Source organism: Pseudomonas sp. PDM02, from assembly GCF_014852285.1.
Lineage (GTDB): Bacteria > Pseudomonadota > Gammaproteobacteria > Pseudomonadales > Pseudomonadaceae > Aquipseudomonas > Aquipseudomonas migulae.
The window spans coordinates 385,666-406,581 of record NZ_JACVBL010000001.1; the positions used below are offsets into that span (position 1 = coordinate 385,666).

At 59.6% G+C, this 20,916-nt stretch carries 17 protein-coding genes; 14 read left to right on the forward strand and 3 right to left on the reverse strand.

Annotated elements, in window-relative coordinates; translation table 11 throughout:
• Positions 1–3: 3 nt before the first annotated feature.
• Complete coding sequence (locus IB245_RS01735; RefSeq protein WP_008042313.1) at positions 4–540, reverse strand: ATP-dependent zinc protease; 537 nt, start codon at positions 538–540, stop codon at positions 4–6.
• A gap of 1,112 nt (positions 541–1,652) precedes the next feature.
• On the opposite strand from IB245_RS01735, the gene IB245_RS01740 reads away from it, so the two are divergent.
• The 6 genes from IB245_RS01740 (at position 1,653) to prpD (ending at position 10,230) form a co-directional block, all read left to right on the forward strand.
• A complete protein-coding gene (locus IB245_RS01740; protein WP_177318157.1) occupies positions 1,653–2,372 on the forward strand; it encodes a GntR family transcriptional regulator in 720 nt (239 codons plus the stop codon).
• Complete coding sequence (gene prpB / locus IB245_RS01745) at positions 2,369–3,259, forward strand: methylisocitrate lyase (protein ID WP_008027432.1); 891 nt, start codon at positions 2,369–2,371, stop codon at positions 3,257–3,259. The genes IB245_RS01740 and prpB overlap by 4 nt, the downstream gene beginning before the upstream one ends.
• A gap of 136 nt (positions 3,260–3,395) precedes the next feature.
• Positions 3,396–4,523 (forward strand): 2-methylcitrate synthase, encoded by a 1,128-nt coding sequence (gene prpC, locus IB245_RS01750; RefSeq protein ID WP_008027431.1) that lies wholly within the window; start codon positions 3,396–3,398, stop codon positions 4,521–4,523.
• Between the two features lie 194 nt (positions 4,524–4,717).
• Positions 4,718–7,315 (forward strand): Fe/S-dependent 2-methylisocitrate dehydratase AcnD, encoded by a 2,598-nt coding sequence (gene acnD / locus IB245_RS01755; RefSeq protein ID WP_192226214.1) that lies wholly within the window; start codon positions 4,718–4,720, stop codon positions 7,313–7,315.
• A 56-nt stretch (positions 7,316–7,371) separates the two neighbouring features.
• Positions 7,372–8,562, forward strand: a complete 1,191-nt coding sequence (gene prpF / locus IB245_RS01760; RefSeq protein ID WP_192226216.1) for a 2-methylaconitate cis-trans isomerase PrpF — start codon at positions 7,372–7,374, stop codon at positions 8,560–8,562.
• Positions 8,563–8,745: 183 nt separating this feature from the next.
• Positions 8,746–10,230: a 2-methylcitrate dehydratase gene (gene prpD / locus IB245_RS01765; RefSeq protein WP_192226218.1), complete on the forward strand. Its 1,485-nt coding sequence runs from the start codon at positions 8,746–8,748 to the stop codon at positions 10,228–10,230.
• An 88-nt stretch (positions 10,231–10,318) separates the two neighbouring features.
• Here prpD and IB245_RS01770 read toward each other — a convergent pair whose 3' ends face one another.
• Positions 10,319–11,257, reverse strand: coding sequence for a DMT family transporter (locus IB245_RS01770; protein ID WP_192226220.1), 939 nt, complete (start codon positions 11,255–11,257; stop codon positions 10,319–10,321).
• 94 nt (positions 11,258–11,351) lie between these two features.
• Between IB245_RS01770 and IB245_RS01775 the strand changes: the two genes are divergently transcribed.
• Positions 11,352–12,761, forward strand: a complete 1,410-nt coding sequence (locus IB245_RS01775) for a PLP-dependent aminotransferase family protein (RefSeq protein ID WP_192226222.1) — start codon at positions 11,352–11,354, stop codon at positions 12,759–12,761.
• Between the two features lie 108 nt (positions 12,762–12,869).
• Here IB245_RS01775 and IB245_RS01780 read toward each other — a convergent pair whose 3' ends face one another.
• Positions 12,870–13,688: a pyruvate, water dikinase regulatory protein gene (locus IB245_RS01780; protein ID WP_008027418.1), complete on the reverse strand. Its 819-nt coding sequence runs from the start codon at positions 13,686–13,688 to the stop codon at positions 12,870–12,872.
• A gap of 174 nt (positions 13,689–13,862) precedes the next feature.
• Here IB245_RS01780 and ppsA point away from each other — a divergent pair, with 174 nt between their 5' ends.
• The 7 genes from ppsA to sigX all read left to right on the forward strand — a co-directional run bounded on the left by ppsA (position 13,863) and on the right by sigX (position 20,857).
• Positions 13,863–16,238, forward strand: coding sequence for a phosphoenolpyruvate synthase (ppsA, locus tag IB245_RS01785; protein WP_008027416.1), 2,376 nt, complete (start codon positions 13,863–13,865; stop codon positions 16,236–16,238).
• A gap of 178 nt (positions 16,239–16,416) precedes the next feature.
• Entirely contained in the window at positions 16,417–17,406 is a 990-nt protein-coding gene (locus IB245_RS01790; protein ID WP_192226224.1) for an alpha/beta fold hydrolase, read from the forward strand.
• Positions 17,407–17,527: 121 nt separating this feature from the next.
• The gene (gene rraA, locus IB245_RS01795) at positions 17,528–18,019 is read left to right on the forward strand and encodes a ribonuclease E activity regulator RraA (protein ID WP_008037775.1); all 492 of its coding nucleotides are present in this window, start codon (positions 17,528–17,530) and stop codon (positions 18,017–18,019) included.
• A 26-nt stretch (positions 18,020–18,045) separates the two neighbouring features.
• The gene (locus IB245_RS01800; protein ID WP_008027409.1) at positions 18,046–19,041 is read left to right on the forward strand and encodes a zinc transporter ZntB; all 996 of its coding nucleotides are present in this window, start codon (positions 18,046–18,048) and stop codon (positions 19,039–19,041) included.
• Positions 19,042–19,104: 63 nt separating this feature from the next.
• Positions 19,105–19,353 (forward strand): hypothetical protein, encoded by a 249-nt coding sequence (locus IB245_RS01805; protein WP_007944521.1) that lies wholly within the window; start codon positions 19,105–19,107, stop codon positions 19,351–19,353.
• A gap of 2 nt (positions 19,354–19,355) precedes the next feature.
• Positions 19,356–20,180, forward strand: coding sequence for a mechanosensitive ion channel family protein (locus IB245_RS01810; protein WP_008027407.1), 825 nt, complete (start codon positions 19,356–19,358; stop codon positions 20,178–20,180).
• Positions 20,181–20,266: 86 nt separating this feature from the next.
• Positions 20,267–20,857, forward strand: a complete 591-nt coding sequence (sigX, locus tag IB245_RS01815) for an RNA polymerase sigma factor SigX (RefSeq protein WP_017337463.1) — start codon at positions 20,267–20,269, stop codon at positions 20,855–20,857.
• The last annotated feature ends 59 nt before the right edge of the window (positions 20,858–20,916 follow it).

The following is a 20,916-nucleotide window of genomic DNA, read 5'->3' on the forward strand; positions in this document are numbered from 1 at the left end:
GAATTACTCTGCGGTATGAGCGTCGGTGGCGCAGGCGGGTTTGCCAGCAGCGTATTTAAGACTGGGGTCGACCAGCGCATCAAAGCGCTTGAGCGCTTCGGAGCCGATCAGGAGCGGGTATTGGAAAGCGCTGCGGTCGGTAAGGTTCACTTCGATACTGCGTAACGCCGAGCCCATGCAGATATCCAGCTCGATCACCGGACGGGCGGTGTACTTCTTGCCTTCTTCCGGATCGTAGTCGCCGGCACGGCGCTTGATCTTGCTGACGCGGGCCAGTGGTCGTTCGATCGGGTGCGAGTGCGCTGCGTCGATCGCCAGATAGAAGCGCACCCAGGACTCGCCATTGCGTTTGAAGCGTTTGATGTCGCGGGCACTCAGGGAGGCGGTTTTCGCCCCGGTGTCGAGTTTGGCCGCGACTTCCAGATTGATGCCGTCCAGCGAGGCGTACTCGTTGAGGCCGTACACGGTTTTTTCCCCCGCCGCGGCGACACCGGGCAGGCAAAGCAGATAAAGGAAGGTGGGGAAGGGCTTGAGTCTCATAAATCCTGGTGCGCAGCGGTCCGTGTTTCGATTCAAGGCCCTGGCATCGCTGCGCAAGCTCCCTCGTATGCCTATCAACTATTTGTGACAGTTCGTGCAGATGTCACAAACAAATGCGGGCGGCATTCTAGCACGGTGGTTTTATGGCGCCAGCGCTGGGCTCTTGGGTTTGGTGTTTGGGTGATGGGGGGGATATCCGTTATTTGGGTGATGACGGGGATTGGTTTCGCCCTTACGGCGAGTCACTTGGAAGAGCGCCAAGTAACCAAGCGCTTTTGCCCCTTTCGTTCGGCCCTTCGCTTAGGCTCAGGGTCCCCTCGCTCCGGTCCTGCTCCGTGGGCCCGCCGCCATCGGCCATCCATGGCCGGGGGCGGCTAACCCGGCATCCATGCCGGGTTGCCCACTGCGCAGAACCTACGCTCGGCCTCTCGAGGGGGCGACTACCGCCACAGCCGCCGAGGCGGCCTGAAAGCCGACCTGGCTCTTTGGTGTACGCGTTCCCTCATTCCGGATATGTACACCGAACCCCTGTAGGAGCCGGCTTGCTGGCGATGGCGTCCGCCCGGTCAATAAATGTGTCGAATGACCCACCGCATCGCCAGCAAGCCGGCTCCTACAGGGATCTGCGTGCGCTTTTGATTTTCACCACTCATCAGGTCGAGCGTTAGCTCGCCTTCAGCTTTTGATCTAAGCGCCCCCTCGAGAGGCCGAGTGGAGGTTCTGCGTAGTGGGCAACCCGGCATGGATGCCGGGTTAGCCGCCCCCGGCCATGGATGGCCGATGGCGGCGGGCCCACGGAGCAGGACCGGAGCGAGGGTATGGCGAGCATTAGCGAGGCACCGAACGAAAGGGGCAAGAGCGCTTGGTTACTTGGCGCTTTTCCAAGTAACCCGCTGTAAGAGCGGAACCAATAGCTGCCGTTACCACAACAACGGATATGTACACCCTCAAAAAACCGACCGCCTGACACAAGGCCTTCGCGAGCAAGCTTCGCTCCTACAAAAAGCAGATAGGTTATTAGACGATTGTCGACAATACCTATTTATCCTTTGACTATTATCCCACTATTCGCTAGTTTTTGCCGCATCAGCTTTCAAGGTGTCGACAATATGCTGGATCAACTCGATCCCCCAGTCATAGCCCAAGACGATTCGGAAACACTTTCCGAGAACGTTTTCCGGCGCATTCAGGCGGCCATCGTCAAAGGCGAGATCGCCCCGGGCAGCAAGATCTCCGAACCGGAACTGGCGCGCACCTACGGCATCAGCCGCGGCCCGCTGCGCGAAGCGATCCACCGCCTGGAAGGCCAGCGCTTGCTGGTTCGCGTGCCGCACGTCGGCGCACGAGTGGTCTCCCTGAGCCACGCCGAGCTGCTGGAACTCTACGAAATCCGCGAATCCCTCGAAGGCATGGCCTGTCGCCTGGCCGCCGAACGCATGACGGTCGAAGAAATCGACGAACTGCGCCGGGTCCTCGAAACCCACGAGCGCGACGCCGCGTTTCAGGCCGGTGTCGGCTACTACCAGCAGGAAGGCGATTTCGACTTCCACTACCGAATCATCCAGGGCAGCGGCAACCGCACCCTGACGCAGATGCTCTGCGGCGAGCTTTATCAACTGGTGCGCATGTACCGCATCCAGTTTTCCACCACGCCCAATCGCCCGCGCCAGGCCTTTGCCGAGCACCACCGGATTCTCGATGCCATCGCCGACCGTGACGGTGAACTGGCCGAGTTGTTGATGCGCCGTCACATCGGCGCCTCCAAACGCAATATCGCCCGTCACTACCAGGACGGCGCTAACCCGACAGCCACTGAACGAGGTGAGTCATGAGTTCCAACAAGAGCACTCCAGGCCAGCGTTTCCGCGATGCGGTCGCCAGCGAACATCCGCTGCAAGTGGTCGGCGCGATCAACGCCAACCACGCGTTGCTGGCCAAGCGCGCCGGTTTCAAGGCTATTTACCTGTCGGGCGGCGGCGTCGCTGCCGGCTCCCTCGGCGTGCCGGACCTGGGCATCACCGGCCTGGACGACGTGCTGACCGACGTGCGCCGCATCACCGATGTCTGCGACCTGCCGCTGCTGGTGGACGTGGACACCGGTTTCGGTTCCTCGGCGTTCAACGTCGCCCGTACCGTGAAGTCGATGATCAAGTTCGGCGCGGCGGCGATTCACATCGAAGACCAGGTTGGCGCCAAGCGCTGCGGTCACCGCCCTAATAAAGAAATCGTCTCGCAGCAGGAAATGGTCGACCGCATCAAGGCCGCTGTTGATGCGCGCACCGATGACAGCTTCGTGATCATGGCTCGCACCGACGCCCTGGCTGTTGAAGGCCTGGAATCCGCACTGGATCGCGCTGCGGCGTGCATCGAGGCCGGCGCCGACATGATCTTCCCGGAAGCCATCACCGAACTGGAGATGTACAAGCTGTTCGCCAGCCGTGTGAAAGCGCCGATCCTGGCCAACATCACCGAGTTCGGCGCGACGCCGCTGTACACCACCGAGCAGTTGGCCGGTGCCGATGTGTCGCTGGTGCTATACCCATTGTCCGCGTTCCGCGCCATGAACAAGGCCGCAGAAAACGTCTACACCGCGATCCGCCGCGACGGTACGCAACAGAACGTGATCGACACCATGCAGACGCGCATGGAGCTTTACGATCGCATCGACTACCACACGTTCGAGCAGAAGCTCGATGCGTTGTTCGCTGCTAAAAAGTAATGAAAGCCCTGTAGGAGCGAAGCTTGCTCGCGAAGACGGACTGACATTCAAAATCAATGTCGTCTGAGACACCGCTTTCGCGAGCAAGCTTCGCTCCCACAAGTTTCCCTAATAAGTTCAAAAACTGGAGACAGCAATGGCCGAAGCAAAAGTACTCAGTGGCGCCGGGCTCCGTGGCCAGGTTGCCGGGCAAACCGCACTGTCCACCGTGGGCCAGTCGGGCGCAGGCCTGACCTATCGCGGCTACGACGTTCGCGAACTGGCGGCTGACGCCCAATTCGAAGAAGTGGCCTACCTGCTGCTGTACGGCGAACTGCCGACCCAGGCGCAACTCGCCGCTTACGTAAGCAAACTCGGCAAGCTGCGCGACCTGCCGCAAGCGCTGAAAGAAGTGCTGGAACGCATCCCCGCCGACGCCCACCCGATGGACGTGATGCGCACCGGTTGCTCGTTCCTGGGCAACATCGAGCCAGAGAAAGACTTCTCCGAGCAGCATGACAAAACCGACCGCCTGCTGGCCGCGTTCCCAGCGATCATGTGCTACTGGTATCGCTTCAGCCACGACGGCAAACGCATCAGTTGCGTGAGCGACGAGCCCTCCATCGGCGGCCACTTCCTGCACCTGCTGCACGACAAGAAACCGAGCGAGCTGCACGTCAAAGTGATGAACGTTTCGCTGATCCTCTACGCGGAACACGAATTCAACGCCTCGACCTTCACCGCACGGGTGTGTGCATCGACTTTGTCCGACCTGTTCTCATGCATCACCGCCGCCATCGGCTCCCTGCGCGGTCCGCTGCACGGCGGCGCCAACGAAGCGGCGATGGAAATGATCGAGCGCTTCAAATCGCCGGAAGAGGCGATCAAAGGCACCCTCGGCATGCTTGAGCGCAAGGACAAGATCATGGGCTTCGGCCACGCGATCTATAAGGACAACGATCCGCGCAACGAGGTGATCAAGGGTTGGTCGAAGAAGCTCGCTGAAGAGGTGGGTGACACCGTCTTGTTCCCGGTTTCCGAAGCCATCGACAAGACCATGTGGGAGCAGAAAAAACTGTTCCCCAATGCCGACTTCTACCATGCGTCGACGTACCACTTCATGGGCATCCCGACCAAGTTGTTCACGCCGATTTTCGTCTGCTCGCGCCTGACCGGCTGGGCGGCGCATGTGTTCGAACAGCGTGCCAACAACCGCATCATCCGCCCGAGCGCCGAATACACCGGCGTCGAACAGCGCAAGTTCGTGCCAATCGAACAACGCTGAATGGTGGGGGCGGGCACCGAGCCGTGAACCTTGTAGGAGCGAAGCTTGCTCGCGAAGGCGGTCTGACATTCCAAATCAATGTCGACTGATACACCGCTTTCGCGAGCAAGCTTCGCTCCTACAGGGGGGGCGGTTTTCCAATCAAATTCTGGTGCCGCCCCGCCTTTTGTTATTACCGTGACCGAGTCCTGACGATGAACACTGAATTCCGTAAACCGCTGCCCGGCAGCCATCTGGATTATTTCGACGTCCGTGCGGCAGTCGAAGCCATCCAGCCCGGCGCCTACGACACTCTGCCGTACACCTCCCGCGTGCTGGCGGAAAACCTGGTGCGTCGCTGCGACCCGGCCACGCTCACCGAATCCCTGAAGCAATTCATCGAGCGCAAACGCGACCTCGATTTCCCATGGTTCCCGGCCCGTGTGGTGTGCCACGACATCCTTGGCCAGACCGCATTGGTCGACCTCGCCGGCCTGCGTGACGCCATCGCTTTGCAAGGTGGCGACCCGGCGCAAGTGAACCCGGTGGTGCCGACGCAACTGATCGTCGATCACTCGCTGGCCGTCGAGCGCGGTGGCTTCGATCCACAGGCGTTCGAGAAAAACCGCGCCATCGAAGACCGTCGCAACGAAGACCGTTTCCACTTCATCAACTGGACCAAAAAGGCCTTCAAGAACGTTGATGTGATCCCGCCGGGCAACGGGATCATGCACCAGATCAACCTGGAGAAAATGTCGCCGGTGATTCAGGTGCGTGACGGCGTGGCGTTCCCTGACACCTGCGTCGGCACCGACAGCCACACCCCGCACGTCGATGCGCTGGGCGTGATCGCCATCGGCGTCGGTGGCCTCGAAGCGGAAAGCGTCATGCTCGGCCGCGCATCGTGGATGCGCCTGCCGGAAAGCGTCGGCGTCGAACTGACCGGCAAGCTGCAACCAGGCATCACCGCCACCGACATGGTGCTGGCGCTGACCGAGTTCCTGCGCAAGCAAAAAGTCGTCGGCGCATGGCTGGAATTCTTCGGCGAAGGCGCTTCCGCGCTGACCCTCGGCGACCGTGCAACCATCTCCAACATGGCCCCTGAATACGGCGCCACGGCGGCGATGTTCTACATCGACCAGCAGACCATCGACTACCTGAAACTCACCGGCCGCGAAGACGAGCAGGTGCAGTTGGTCGAGAACTACGCCAAGACCACGGGCCTGTGGGCCGACAGCCTGAAGGGCGCGCAATATGAGCGCGGCTTGACCTTCAACCTGTCCTCGGTGGTGCGCAACATGGCCGGCCCGAGCAACCCGCACGCCCGCGTCGCCACCTCCGATCTGGCCGCGCAAGGCATCTCCGGCCAGTGGGACGATGTGCCCGGCCAGATGCCGGACGGCGCGGTGATCATCGCCGCCATCACCAGCTGCACCAACACCAGCAACCCGCGCAACGTGATCGCTGCCGGCCTGCTGGCGCGCAACGCCAACAAGCTCGGGTTGACCCGTAAGCCATGGGTCAAATCGTCCCTGGCACCGGGCTCGAAAACCGTGGCGTTGTACCTCGATGAGGCGGGCCTGACTGACGAACTGGAACAACTCGGTTTCGGCGTCGTGGCTTTCGCTTGCACCACTTGCAACGGCATGTCCGGCGCGCTCGATCCGGTGATCCAGCAAGAGATCATCGACCGCGACCTGTACGCCACGGCCGTGCTCTCCGGCAACCGCAACTTCGATGGCCGGATTCACCCGTACGCCAAGCAAGCGTTCCTCGCTTCGCCGCCGTTGGTGGTCGCGTACGCTATCGCCGGTACCATCCGTTTCGACATCGAAAAAGATGTGCTGGGCCTGGATGCGAACGGCAAGGAAATCCGCCTGAAAGACATCTGGCCGAGCGATGAAGAAATCGATGCGGTGGTGAAAGCGTCGGTCAAGCCGGAGCAGTTCCGTCAGGTCTACATTCCGATGTTCGCCATCCACGAAGACACCGGCCCGAAAGTCGCGCCGCTGTACGACTGGCGCGAGATGAGCACCTACATCCGCCGTCCGCCGTACTGGGAAGGTGCGCTGGCCGGTGCGCGTCCGCTCAAGGGCATGCGCCCGCTGGCGGTGCTGCCGGACAACATCACCACCGATCACCTGTCGCCGTCGAACGCGATCATGCTCGACAGCGCCGCCGGCGAATACCTGGCGAAAATGGGCTTGCCGGAAGAGGACTTCAACTCCTATGCCACGCACCGCGGTGACCACCTGACCGCGCAACGCGCCACCTTTGCCAACCCGAAACTGTTCAATGAAATGGTCCAGGAAAACGGCAAGGTCAAGCAGGGTTCGCTGGCCCGCGTCGAGCCGGAAGGCAAGGTCATGCGCATGTGGGAAGCCATCGAAACCTACATGGAGCGCAAGCAGCCGCTGATCATCATTGCCGGCGCCGACTACGGTCAGGGTTCGTCCCGCGACTGGGCGGCCAAAGGCGTGCGTCTGGCCGGTGTGGAAGCGATTGCCGCCGAAGGTTTCGAGCGCATCCACCGCACCAACCTGGTGGGCATGGGCGTGTTGCCGCTGGAGTTCAAACCGGGCACCAACCGTCACACCCTGGCCATCGACGGCAGCGAAACCTACGACGTGATCGGTGAGCGTACGCCGCGCGCCGAGCTGACGCTGGTGATCCATCGCAAGAACGGTGAGCGCGTCGAGGTGCCGGTCACCTGTCGTCTCGACACCGCCGAAGAGGTGTCGATCTACGAGGCTGGTGGCGTGCTGCAACGCTTCGCTCAGGACTTCCTCGAAGAATCGGCCGTCGCCGTCTAAAACATGCTGTGCGGGCACGGAGTTTCAAATTCCGTGTCCGCTTTGAAGGAGCACCAATGGCTCACGCACCTCAAATCAAAATCCCCGCCACCTACATGCGTGGCGGCACCAGCAAAGGCGTGTTTTTCAGCCTGAAAGACTTGCCCGAAGCCGCACAGGTTCCAGGCCCGGCGCGCGATGCCTTGTTGTTGCGGGTGATCGGCAGCCCCGACCCGTACGACAAGCAAATCGACGGCATGGGCGGTGCGACCTCCAGCACCAGCAAAACCGTGATCCTGTCGAAAAGCATCAAGGCTGATCACGATGTCGATTACCTGTTCGGCCAAGTCTCCATCGACAAACCTTTCGTCGACTGGAGCGGCAACTGCGGCAACCTGTCCGCAGCGGTCGGTTCGTTCGCCATCAGCAACGGGCTGGTCGATGCCAGCCGCATTCCGCACAACGGTGTGGCGGTGGTGCGCGTGTGGCAGGCCAACATCGGCAAGACCATCATCGCCCACGTGCCGATCACCAACGGTGAAGTACAGGAAACCGGTGATTTCGAACTCGACGGCGTGACCTTTCCGGCGGCCGAAGTGCAGGTCGAATTCATGGACCCGGCGGCAGAAGAGGAGGGCGGCGGTGGTTCGATGTTTCCGACCGGCAACCTGGTGGATGACCTCGAAGTGCCCGGCGTCGGGACCTTCAAGGCGACCATGATCAATGCGGGTATTCCGACCATCTTCGTCAATGCCGAAGACATCGGTTACACCGGCACCGAGTTGCAGGGCGCCATCAACGGTGATCCGAAAGCGCTGGCGATGTTCGAAACCATTCGTGCGTATGGCGCGTTGCGCATGGGGCTGATTTCGAATCTGGATGAAGCGGCCAAACGTCAACACACGCCCAAGGTTGCCTTCGTGGCCAAACCGGCGGATTACGTTGCCTCCAGCGGTAAAGCGATTGCTGCGGGTGACGTCGACTTGCTGGTGCGTGCGTTGTCGATGGGCAAGTTGCACCACGCGATGATGGGCACTGCTGCGGTGGCTATCGGCACTGCTGCCGCCATTTCCGGCACGCTGGTAAACCTTGCAGCGGGTGGTGTCGAACGCAACGCTGTGCGCTTCGGCCATCCGTCCGGCACGTTGCGCGTAGGCGCTGAAGCCAGCCAGGTGAACGGCGAGTGGACCGTCAACAAAGCCATCATGAGCCGCAGTGCGCGGGTGCTGATGGAAGGCTTCGTGCGCATACCTGGCGACGCCTTCTAACCCGACACCGAACCCTGTAGGAGCCGGCTTGCTGGCGATCCCGTCAACGCGGTCTGCCTGACATACCGAGTCGTCTGAATCGCCAGCAAGCCGGCTCCTACAGGGGACCGCATTTCAATTATAAGAATGTGATTTACCTGAACCGAGGTCCCATCAACGAACCACTTTACGAGTGAATCGAACATGAGCACCAACGTCGACCTGAACAACCGCCCCGACTACGACACGGTCCTGCAGGACATTGCCGACTACGTCCTCAACTTCAAAATCGAATCCAGAGAAGCCCTCGACACCGCCCGCAACTGCCTGATGGACACTTTGGGCTGCGGCCTCCTGGCCCTGCGCTTTCCCGAATGCACCAAGCACCTTGGCCCGATTGTCGAAGGCACCGTCGTGCCGTTCGGCGCTCGCGTGCCGGGCACCAACTACCGTCTCGACCCGGTCAAGGCCGCCTGGGACATCGGCTGCATCGTGCGCTGGCTCGACTACAACGACACCTGGCTCGCCGCCGAATGGGGACATCCCTCCGATAACCTCGGGGGCATTCTTGCGGTGGCCGATCACCTGTCGCAGAAGCGCCTGGCCAATGGCGATGCGCCGCTGACCGTTCGCGCCGTACTCGAAGCGATGATCATGGCCCATGAGATTCAAGGCGTGATTGCGCTGGAAAACTCCTTCAACCGTGTAGGCCTCGATCACGTCATCCTGGTGAAAGTTGCCTCGACCGCCGTCACCGCCAAACTCATGGGCGCCAATCGCGAGCAGTTGCTGTCGGCGTTGTCCCATGCTTTCGCTGATGGTCAGGCGTTGCGCACGTATCGGCATGCACCGAATGCCGGGTCGCGCAAATCCTGGGCGGCGGGCGATGCCTCCAGCCGGGGCGTGCGTCTGGCCGATATCGCGATGCGTGGCGAGATGGGCATCCCCGGCGTATTGACCGCCAAACAGTGGGGCTTCTACGACGTATTGTTCAGTCACAGCAACAACGACCTGGCGCTCAAACCTGAAGGCAAACGTGTGTTCAGTTTCTCCCGTCCGTACGGCAGTTACGTGATGGAAAACGTGCTGTTCAAGATCAGCTTCCCGGCCGAATTCCACGCACAAACCGCCTGCGAAGCCGCTGTCACCTTGCATCCGCAAGTCAGGAATCGCCTGCACGAAATCGACAAAATCGTCATCACCACCCACGAGTCGGCGATCCGCATCATCTCCAAGGTCGGCCCGCTGGCCAATGCGGCGGACCGCGATCATTGCCTCCAATACATGGCCGCCGTGCCGCTGGCGTTTGGCAATCTGGTGGCCGAGCATTACGAAGACGAGTTCCACGCGGCGCACCCGATCATCGATGTGCTGCGCGAGAAAATGGTCATCGTCGAAGACCCGCGCTTCACCCGCGAATACCTGGAGGCTGACAAACGCTCGATCGCCAATGCGATTCAGGTGTTTTTCAAGGACGGCTCCAGCACCGAGAACGTGGTGGTGGAATACCCGATCGGCCATCGCCGTCGCCGCACCGATGGCATTCCGTTGCTGGAAGACAAGTTCAAAGCCAACCTGGCGACACGCTTCACCGGCCAGCGCAGTGCCGAGATTTTTGCCTTGTGCAAGGATCAGGCAGCGCTTGAAGCCACACCGGTGAACCGCTTCATGGACCTGTTCGTAATCTGACGGAACCCCTTGTAGGAGCCAGCGGTGCGGCGATCCGACTTGCCGGCGAAGGCGCACTCAAGGACGCCTTCGCCGGCAAGCCTGGCTCCTACAAGGTCCGTGTCAGCCATTTTTCCAGCGGCAATTTGGTGATCGCAAACCCGGTCAACAGAATCGCCGAATAGATCATCAACTCTCGCGAAAGGCTTTGCCCCTCATACCAAGCGCCGATCACCACCGCGAACACCGGAAAAATGATGAACACAAACGACAAAATGATCGGGCTCAACCGCTTGAGCAGCAAAAAATAAACGATAAACCCGCCCACCGACGCCACCAGCCCCAGGTAGAGCAGGGCGCCCCAGGAACGCAGGCTGATCCCATCGAACACCGGCGCTTCGACATTCAGCCCCGCGACAAACAGCATCAAGCCAGCAATGCCGATCGGCAGCGTGTTGTAGGTAATCACGCTGATCGCCGAGCCGTGTTTCTTGGTCACCACGTAACACAACGCATGCATCACCGCCGCACAGAGAATCGCCAGCACGCCGAACAGTTCGGCGTGGTCCAGATGCAATCCCTGGCTGCGAATAATCATGAACAGACTGCCGAAGCCGATGGCAATGCCGAGCACTTGTGACGGGTAGATTTTTTCCCGCAGAAACAGCGCAGAAAACACCAGGATGAACACCGGCATGCAACTGAACAGCAGGGCTGTCAGGCCTGATGAAACGTGCATCTCGCCGTAATTGAGCAAGTAATACGGCAGGCTGAAATACGACAGCGTCACGAACAGGAAAAACCAGCGGCTTTCCTTGGGGAACATCAACGGCTCACGACGGATGAGGGCGAAAACAAGGAACAACGGAAAGGCGATCAGGAACCGCAGCCCGGCGGCCGTCAGCGGTGGCACCGTTTCAACCGCAATCTTGATCCCGAGCCATGTCGTTCCCCAGCTCAGGCACACGATCAGAAACAGGACGCTGGTGATCAGCGCGGCTAACCAGGGTTTTCCAGTGCTTGAATTCGCGCTGAGAGCGATGGACATGATCGAGTTCCTTTTTTGTTGTCGGAATTGACCTGCATCTGCAAAAGGTCTATCCCTGATTGAACCTGTTTTAAGCACGCTATTCGGGACTTAAATGAGTGTCAAAGTAAGTATTGCCATGGTGTCAATCCTGCGCGACGGGCTCGTCAACGGACTGGGCGTGAAGTACAAGCGCCTGGCGGACGCCGTGGAAAAAGCGATCGTGGAAGGCGTGATCGAGCCCGGCTGCAAACTGCCGCCGCATCGGCTGTTGGCCGACAGCCTCGGCGTGACCATTGGCACCGTCAGCCGTGCTTACGGCGAACTCGAACGCGTAGGGCGGGTGGTCGCTCGCGTAGGAGATGGCACTTACGTGCGTCAGCGCGGGATGGAACGTCAGCGCGATGCTGGCTTTCGCAATGTCAGCGAAGAGCCGCAGGCATGTTTCGACATGAGCCGTAATCAACCGATTCCGGGGCAGGAAGCACTGCTTTTAAGCCAGAGCTTGCAGGCGTTGGCGCTCGATCCCGATGCCTTGCAGAGCATCAGCGGCTACACCGCCGATGCCGGATCGTTACGCCATCGTGCGGCGGGCGCGCACTGGTTGCGGCACCTGCAATTTGTGCCGGATGCCGAGCAGGTCGTATGCGTGAACGGCGGCCAGCACGGTCTGTTATGTGCCTTGATGGGGTTGCTCAAGGCGGGCGATACCGTGGTCACGGAACACCTGACTTACCCGGGGTTGATCAGCGTTGCACGCATGCTTGGGATCAAACTGATCGGCGTCGCGATGGATGACGAAGGGTTGATGCCGGATGCGCTGGAAGACGTTTGCCGCAACCATCGTGTGTCGGCGCTGTACTGCACGCCGACGATCCAGAATCCTACGGCGGCGGTGATGTCCGTCCCACGGCGTGAGGCGATTGCCGAGGTCTGTCGGCAGCACAATCTGCTGATCTTTGAGGATGAAGCCCACGCGGTGTTGGCTCGACAGCGACCGTTACCCTTGAGTTATTTCGCCCCGGAGCGCTCGGTGTTGATCGGCAGCCTGAGCAAAGCGGTTTCGGCGGGGTTGCGCGTCGGTTATCTGCATGCGCCGCAACCGTTGATCGGGCGCTTGAGCGCAGCGGTACGCGGAACGTGCTGGATGGCCAGTCCGTTGGCGCTGGAGGTGGCGAGCCTTTGGATCGAAAACGGCAGTGCGGCGCAGTTGCTGGCTCAGCAGATTGTCGAGATCGGTCGGCGCAAGGCGTTGGTCTGTGGGGTGTTGGAGGGCGTGGCGTACAAAACCCATCCCGACAGCCCGCACTTCTGGATCGAAGTGCCCGAGCCGTGGCGGGCGTCGCAGATTGCGGCGGAGCTCAAGGAGAACAATTACCTGGTCGCCACCGCCGAGGCGTTTGCGGTCGGGCACGGGGCGGTGCCGCAGTTCATTCGGGCGAGTGTGTGTAATTCGGCGGGGGATGATGGATTGTTGATTCGAGGGTTTGAAGCGTTGAACGGAGCAATAACAGAGACCGTGTAATCGTTCTTCGCGGGCAAGCCTCGCTCCTACAGGGGCGGACATCCTGTAGGAGCGAGCGGTGCGGCGATCCGACTTGCCCGCGAAGGCGGCCTGAAGGGCGCTAAAGAGCTACTTGAACCGCCGCTCCACACCTTTCTCCACCAGAATCTTCGCCGAAATCTCTTCCACCGAAAAATGCGTGGAGTTGATGTGCGCAATATTCTCGCGGCGGAACAGATTCTCCACCTCGCGCACTTCAAACTCGCACTGCGCGTAGCTCGAATAGCGGCTGTTGGGCTTGCGCTCGTTGCGGATCGCGGTCAGGCGGTCCGGGTCGATGGTCAGTCCGAACAACTTGTGCTGGTGGGCGCGCAGGGCGTTTGGCAGCGTCAGGCGCTCCATGTCGTCTTCGGTCAACGGATAGTTGGCCGCGCGGATGCCGAATTGCATCGCCATGTACAGGCACGTCGGTGTCTTACCACAACGCGACACCCCCACTAGGATCAGGTCGGCCTTGTCGTAATAATGCGTGCGCGCACCGTCGTCGTTGTCGAGGGCAAAGTTCACCGCCTCGATGCGTTCCATGTAATTGGAGTTGCCACCGATAGAGTGAGACTTGCCGACAGTGTAGGAAGAATGCTCGGTCAGTTCCTGTTCAAGCGGTGCCAGGAAAGTCGAGAAAATGTCGATCATGAAACCATTGGACGTCGCGAGGATCTCACGAATGTCCTGATTGACGATGGTGTCGAATATGATCGGCCGGAAGCCGTCGGTTTCGGCGGCCTTGTTGATTTGTTGTACCATGGCCCGCGCTTTATCCACGTTGTCGATGTACGGGCGCGTGAATTTGCTGAAGGTAATGTTTTCGAACTGCGCCAGGAGGCTTTGACCCAGGGTTTCGGCGGTAATGCCGGTGCCATCGGAGATAAAGAAAGCAGATCGTTTCATTTGCACCTTGGGCCTTAAGCTAGTGACGAATCTTGGATATGATAGGCGCGGTTTGCCGGCCTCGAGTGGCCCGCATTCTCACTTATTTTCCAGGTCCAGGCCATACAGCCGGCAAATGCTCCTTTCGAGCGCCGGCTTCTGAGCTTTTCCAACACAGTTAGTGGAGAGATCACCTTGGTAGAGTACGTAGTTTCCCTCGATAAGCTCGGCAAACACGATGTTGAGCATGTGGGGGGCAAGAACGCATCCCTGGGCGAGATGATCAGTAACCTTGCAGGTGCCGGTGTATCGGTGCCCGGTGGCTTCGCCACGACAGCTCAGGCTTATCGTGATTTTCTGGAACTGAGCGGCCTGAACGATCAGATCCACGCCGCCCTCGACGCCCTGGACGTCGATGATGTCAACGCCCTGGCCAAGACCGGCGCCCAGATCCGTCAATGGATCATGGAAGCCGAGTTCCCCGAGAAGCTCAACACCGAGATCCGCACCGCGTTCGCCACGCTGTCGGCCGGTAACCCTGACATGGCCGTGGCCGTGCGTTCTTCCGCTACCGCCGAAGACCTGCCGGACGCTTCCTTCGCCGGTCAGCAGGAAACCTTCCTGAACATCCGTGGTGTCGAAAACGTCATTCGCGCCGCCAAAGAGGTGTTCGCTTCGCTGTTCAACGACCGTGCGATCTCCTACCGCGTGCACCAGGGCTTCGACCACAAGCTGGTCGCCCTGTCGGCTGGCGTGCAGCGCATGGTCCGCTCCGAAACCGGCACTGCCGGCGTGATGTTCACCCTCGATACCGAATCGGGCTTCCGTGACGTAGTGTTCATCACCGGCGCCTACGGCCTGGGTGAAACCGTCGTACAAGGCGCGGTGAACCCGGATGAGTTCTACGTCCACAAAGGCACGCTGGCCGCCGGTCGTCCGGCCATCCTGCGTCGCAACCTGGGCAGCAAAGCCATCAAGATGATCTACGGCGAAGTCGCCACGGCCGGCAAGTCGGTCAAGACCATCGACGTCGACAAGGCCGATCGCGCACGTTTCTGCCTGAGCGACGCCGAAGTCAGCGAACTGGCCAAACAAGCGATGATCATCGAGAAGCACTACCAGTGCCCGATGGACATCGAATGGGCCAAAGACGGCGACGACGGCAAGCTCTACATCGTTCAGGCCCGTCCTGAAACCGTGAAGAGCCGCACCCAGGCCAACGTCATGGAACGCTACCTGTTGAAAGAAACCGGCACCGTGCTGGTTGAAGGTCGCGCCATCGGCCAGCGCATCGGCGCCGGCAAGGTCCGCATCATCAAGGACGTGTCCGAGATGGACAAAGTCCAGCCAGGCGACGTGCTGGTTTCCGACATGACCGACCCGGACTGGGAACCGGTCATGAAGCGCGCCAGCGCCATCGTCACGAACCGTGGCGGTCGTACCTGCCACGCGGCGATCATCGCTCGCGAACTGGGCATTCCGGCCGTGGTCGGTTGCGGCAACGCCACCCAACTGCTGAAAGACGGCCAGGGCGTGACCGTTTCCTGCGCGGAAGGCGACACCGGTTACATCTTCGAAGGTGAGCTGGGCTTCGACATCAAGAAAAACTCCGTGGATGCCATGCCGGATCTGCCGTTCAAGATCATGATGAACGTCGGCAACCCGGACCGCGCCTTCGATTTCGCGCAACTGCCGAACGCCGGTGTGGGCCTGGCCCGTCTGGAATTCATCATCAACCGCATGATCGGTGTGCACCCTAAAGCGCTGTTGAACTACGACGGCCTGCCGCAGGAAATCAAGGACAGCGTCGACAAGCGCATCGCCGGTTACAACGATCCGGTCGGCTTCTACGTCGAGAAACTGGTCGAAGGCATCAGCACGCTGGCGGCTGCGTTTTATCCGAAAAAGGTCATCGTGCGTCTGTCGGACTTCAAGTCCAACGAATACGCGAACCTGATCGGCGGCAAGCTTTACGAGCCGGAAGAAGAAAACCCGATGCTGGGCTTCCGTGGCGCCTCGCGTTACATCAGCGAATCGTTCCGTGACTGCTTCGAACTCGAGTGCCGCGCCCTCAAGCGTGTGCGCAACGAGATGGGCCTGACCAACGTTGAAATCATGGTGCCGTTCGTCCGTACCCTGGGCGAAGCGAGCCAGGTCGTCGACCTGCTGGCCGAAAACGGTCTGGCCCGTGGCGACAACGGTCTGCGCGTGATCATGATGTGCGAACTGCCGTCCAACGCGATTCTGGCGGAAGAATTCCTTGAGTTCTTCGACGGTTTCTCCATCGGCTCCAACGACCTGACTCAGCTGACGCTGGGCCTGGACCGTGACTCCGGGATCATCGCTCACCTGTTCGACGAGCGTAACCCTGCGGTCAAGAAGCTGCTGGCGAACGCCATTGCCGCGTGCAACAAGGCGGGCAAGTACATCGGTATCTGCGGTCAGGGTCCTTCGGACCACCCTGATCTGGCCAAGTGGCTGATGGAGCAGGGCATCGAAAGCGTTTCGTTGAACCCCGATTCCGTACTGGAAACCTGGTTCTTCCTGGCTGAAGGTCAAGCTTCGGCTTGATGGTGTGGGAACGGCTCGCTCACTGTAGGAGCAAGCGGTGCGGCGATCCGACTTGCCCGCGATGGCGTCTTCAAAATCGCCATCGCCAGCAAGCTGTGCTCCTACAGGGGGTGGCCGTTTTAAGAGATTGAAGTAGGGCGGGCTCCTCTGGATGCCGCCCTTTTTTGTGCAAGAGACTATGCAAAGCAGCAGCAACCTATTTCCTGTCGCCCTGATCAGCGCCGAGCGGCGCGGCGATCTGAGCGAAGACGTCTATCGTTTGAAACCCGGCAACAGCCCTGACGGCACCGTGGAACTGGCCGTGACCCGTCTGGGCATGGCGGACGCGCCCACGCACGGTGGTGTGCCGGTGATTCTGTTGCACGGCAGCTTTTCCAATCGGCGCTTCTGGTTCTCCCCAAAAGGCCTGGGGTTGGGCGCTTATCTGGCGCGTCTGGGATTTGATGTGTGGATCGCGGAAATGCGCGGTCATGGCCTGTCCCAGCGCAACCAGAATTATCGCAAGAACCGCGTCGCCGACTACGCTCGTTACGATCTGCCGGCCATTGGCGCGTTCGTGCGCGAGCAGAGCGGCCAGGTTCCGCACTGGATCGGTCACTCGCTGGGTGGCATTACCCTGGCGGCAGCCCTGGGTGGCGGGTACATCGGTGAACCGGTCGTCGCGTCTGCGGCATTCTTCGGTACGCAAGTCAGCCGCACCTATTGGCCGTTGAAAATTCCGCCGGTGGAGTGGAGCGGGCGCTTCATTCTCAAGCGTTTCGCCCAACTGTCCGGTTCACGGCTCAAGCGCGGCCCAGAGGACGAGCCGATTGGCCTGGCCCTGGAAAGCATGCGTTGGTATGGCCTGTTCGGGCGTTTTGGTGATGCCGACAAGGATTGGTGGGCCGGATTGGCTGACGTTCAGAGCCCTGTGTTGGCCGTGAGTGCCGTCAGCGATCATCAGGATCCAGCGTGGGCGTGCCGCAAGTTGTTTGATCAGATCGGTTCAGAGCACAAGCAATTCATCAACCTTGGCCGTGAGCAGGGCTTTGGCGACAATTTCGGTCACGTGGAAATGTTGGTCAGCAAAGCCGCTCAAGCCGAAGTCTGGCCGTTGGTGGCGCGTTGGCTGTCGGACCAGCACACGCCTTTGCTCGGTGAAAAAGCGGATTTGGCCTCGGCAGTCTGAGCCCGATGCTCTATCAAGGGCATTCCGCTCTGATCGGCTTGCGGCTAAGATATGACGCATTGAGCTTTTCTGGTCACTTTGCGACATCCTCGATTGTCTTCCTCTTTACAGGAGTTTCTCGATGAACCATTACCTCACGCCTGACCTGTGCGACGCCTATCCGGAACTGGTACAGGTGCTGGAACCGATGTTCAGCAATTTCGGCGGCCGTGATTCCTTCGGCGGCGAAATCGTGACCATCAAGTGCTTCGAAGACAACTCGCTGGTCAAGGAGCAAGCCGAACTCAAGGGTAATGGCAAGGTGTTGGTGGTCGATGGTGGCGGTTCCCTGCGTCGCGCGCTGCTGGGCGACATGATCGCCGAGAAAGCCGCTAAAAACGGTTGGGAAGGGATGGTGATCTACGGGTGCATCCGCGACGTCGATGTCATCGCGCAGACTGATCTGGGCGTTCAGGCCCTGGCCAGTCACCCGATGAAAACCGACAAACGTGGCATTGGCGACCTCAACGTTGTGGTGACGTTTGCCGGTGTGACGTTCCGTCCAGGCGAATACATTTATGCGGACAATAATGGCGTGATCATCTCGCCAAGCCCGCTGAAGATGCCTGAATAAGCGTTGCACCAACCGAAGGGGTGAGGATGTTCGAGGAAGAAAACGCGCAGTGGGGGCTGGTGCATGCCCTGGTGCTGGATGGTAAAGGCGGCGCGCGTTCGATAGCCCGGACTGAACTCGATGACTTGCAGCTTCAGGCCCATGAAAGCCTGTGGCTGCACTGGGATCGCAGTCACCCGCAAACCCAGACCTGGCTGCGCAAATCCAGCGGTCTGAGCGAATTCAGCTGTGATCTGCTGCTGGAAGAGAACACCCGTCCGCGTCTTCTACAGCTTTCCGACAGCGAACTGCTGCTATTTTTGCGTGGGGTCAACCTCAACCCCGGGGCCGAGCCGGAAGACATGGTCTCGGTGCGGATCTTCGCCTCGGCACAGCGGGTTATTTCCCTGCGCCTGCGTCCATTGCGCGCCACCGACGAGTTGCTGGTGCAGCTCGCGGAAGGCAAGGGGCCGAAGACCGCCTCCGAACTGATCCTTTATATGGCCCAGTACCTCACCAACAAAGTGCAGGATCTGGTCAGTTGCCTCTCGGAAGTGGTCGATGAGGAAGAAGAAAAACTGGATGCCGACGAACGGTATTCACCCGAGCATGACTCCATTTTGCAGATCCGTCGCAGGGCTGCTGCGCTGAAACGTTTCCTGGCACCGCAGCGGGATATTTTCGGGCAACTGACCCGGATAAAACTGCCCTGGTTTGTCGAAGATGACGGCGACTACTGGAACGAATTGAACAACAGCCTGACCCGCTATCTCGAGGAGCTGGAATTGACCCGGGAGCGGGTGGGGCTGGTCCTCGAGGCCGAGGACAGGCGTTTGAGCGTGCGCATGAATCGCACGATGTACCGCTTCGGGATCATCACCGGAATCTTTTTGCCGATGAGTTTTCTGACCGGTCTTTTGGGTATCAACGTCGGCGGTATTCCGTTCTCTGCCAGCCCGTATGGCTTCCTGATTGCCTGCCTGATGATGATCTCGGTGGCACTGGGGCAGTGGTGGTTATTCCGACGTTTGCGCTGGGTATGACGATGCGCCATGTGACCCGGGTAAATTTGACCGCGTCTTTCACAGACATCACGAGAGGTGCGTATGCACGATCCGTTTGAACAGTCTTTGCGTGACATGCTGAACGCTTCGCCGTCTACCCGCGACGACGATGCGTGTCTTGGGCGCGTCCTGAAAACCGCCAACCGCCAGGTCGGCGCGGGCGATCTGTTCAGCCTGCTGGGCCGCTGGTTGCCCGCGCTGATGATTGCCTTGAACAACGGATCGGCTCACGTCTCGCCGGTTTCCCGTCACCGTAAACCTACCGTTCGCACTGCTGATAAGGCTGATTGAATATGGAACTTGATCTCTGGACTCAGAGCCTCGTCACTGCAATGACTGCGTTATGGACCAAGGTTGCGAATTTCATTCCGAACCTGTTCGGCGCACTGGTCGTGCTGCTGTTGGGTTTCGTCGTGGCGAAACTTTTGGATACTTTGCTGTCCAAGTTGCTCGCCAAGCTCGGTCTCGACCGCTTGATGGGCGGCACCGGTCTGACGAAATTGCTGTCCCGGGCTGGCCTTCAAGTGCCGATTTCGACGCTGATAGGCAAAATTGTCTATTGGTTCGTTTTGCTGATTTTTCTGGTTTCTGCAGCAGAATCGCTTGGACTTGAGCGAGTTTCGGCTACGCTGGACATGCTTGCGCTGTATTTGCCGAAAGTGTTTGGCGCCGCGCTGGTGCTGCTGGTAGGTGTTTTGCTGGCACAACTGGCCAATGGGCTGGTGCGGGGTGCGGCAGAGGGCGTAGGGCTGGATTACGCCGCCGGGCTGGGGAGAATTGCCCAGGGCCTGGTGATTATCATCAGTATTTCGGTCGCAATCAGCCAGTTGGAGGTCAAGACTGACCTGCTCAACCATGTGATTGTGATTGTTTTGATTACCGTTGGTCTGGCGGTAGCGCTGGCCATGGGGTTGGGAAGCCGGGAAATTGCCGGTCAGATTCTTGCGGGAATCTATGTGCGTGAGTTGTATCAGGTTGGGCAACAAGTGCGTGTTGGCGAGGTCGAAGGTCAGATCGAAGAGATCGGCACGGTTAAGACCACATTGCTGACCGATGAGGGTGAGCTAGTCTCTCTCTCTAATCGGATTCTCCTGGAGCAGCATGTGAGTAGCCGCTAACCCGGCAAACCCTGCTAATGTATGCCGCCGCAAAATGCCCTGAAGGGCTGCGGCGGACATTGACCTGACTGTCGGCCAGACTTGTTTTGAATAAAGCTCAATCGCTCTCCACGCGCTACGACCCCCGCGAGCTCTCTGATGAGGAGTTGGTCGCGCGCTCGCATACCGAGCTGTTTCACGTAACGCGCGCCTATGAAGAATTGATGCGCCGTTACCAACGAACATTATTTAACGTTTGTGCACGATATCTTGGGAACGATCGCGATGCAGACGATGTCTGTCAGGAAGTGATGTTGAAGGTGTTGTATGGCTTGAAGAACTTCGAAGGTAAATCGAAGTTCAAGACATGGCTATATAGCATCACGTACAACGAGTGCATCACACAGTATCGGAAAGAACGGCGAAAGCGTCGCTTGATGGACGCATTGAGTCTGGACCCCCTCGAGGAAGCGTCTGAAGAAAAGGCGCCGAAACCCGAGGAGAAGGGCGGGCTTGATCGCTGGCTAGTGTATGTGAACCCGATTGACCGTGAAATTCTGGTGCTACGATTTGTCGCAGAGCTAGAGTTTCAGGAGATCGCAGACATCATGCACATGGGTTTGAGTGCGACAAAAATGCGTTACAAACGCGCTCTAGACAAATTGCGTGAGAAATTTGCAGGCATTGCTGAAACTTAGTTCGGCGCAAATATCTCTTACGTGTAGGCAAGTTCTGATAGACTTGCCGCCGAGTTGTC

What these genes read in the sequence shown, in the direction of transcription:
- prpB (WP_008027432.1), top strand. Translation starts at nt 2,369, where the DNA reads ATGAGTTCCAACAAGAGCACTCCAGGCCAGCGTTTCCGCGATGCGGTC.
- IB245_RS01775 (WP_192226222.1), top strand. Translation starts at nt 11,352, where the DNA reads ATGAGTGTCAAAGTAAGTATTGCCATGGTGTCAATCCTGCGCGACGGG.
- prpD (WP_192226218.1), top strand. Translation starts at nt 8,746, where the DNA reads ATGAGCACCAACGTCGACCTGAACAACCGCCCCGACTACGACACGGTC.
- IB245_RS01805 (WP_007944521.1), top strand. Translation starts at nt 19,105, where the DNA reads ATGCACGATCCGTTTGAACAGTCTTTGCGTGACATGCTGAACGCTTCG.
- acnD (WP_192226214.1), top strand. Translation starts at nt 4,718, where the DNA reads ATGAACACTGAATTCCGTAAACCGCTGCCCGGCAGCCATCTGGATTAT.
- IB245_RS01735 (WP_008042313.1), bottom strand. Translation starts at nt 540, where the DNA reads ATGAGACTCAAGCCCTTCCCCACCTTCCTTTATCTGCTTTGCCTGCCC.
- IB245_RS01770 (WP_192226220.1), bottom strand. Translation starts at nt 11,257, where the DNA reads ATGTCCATCGCTCTCAGCGCGAATTCAAGCACTGGAAAACCCTGGTTA.
- IB245_RS01790 (WP_192226224.1), top strand. Translation starts at nt 16,417, where the DNA reads ATGCAAAGCAGCAGCAACCTATTTCCTGTCGCCCTGATCAGCGCCGAG.
- IB245_RS01780 (WP_008027418.1), bottom strand. Translation starts at nt 13,688, where the DNA reads ATGAAACGATCTGCTTTCTTTATCTCCGATGGCACCGGCATTACCGCC.
- IB245_RS01800 (WP_008027409.1), top strand. Translation starts at nt 18,046, where the DNA reads ATGTTCGAGGAAGAAAACGCGCAGTGGGGGCTGGTGCATGCCCTGGTG.
- prpF (WP_192226216.1), top strand. Translation starts at nt 7,372, where the DNA reads ATGGCTCACGCACCTCAAATCAAAATCCCCGCCACCTACATGCGTGGC.
- prpC (WP_008027431.1), top strand. Translation starts at nt 3,396, where the DNA reads ATGGCCGAAGCAAAAGTACTCAGTGGCGCCGGGCTCCGTGGCCAGGTT.
- IB245_RS01810 (WP_008027407.1), top strand. Translation starts at nt 19,356, where the DNA reads ATGGAACTTGATCTCTGGACTCAGAGCCTCGTCACTGCAATGACTGCG.
- rraA (WP_008037775.1), top strand. Translation starts at nt 17,528, where the DNA reads ATGAACCATTACCTCACGCCTGACCTGTGCGACGCCTATCCGGAACTG.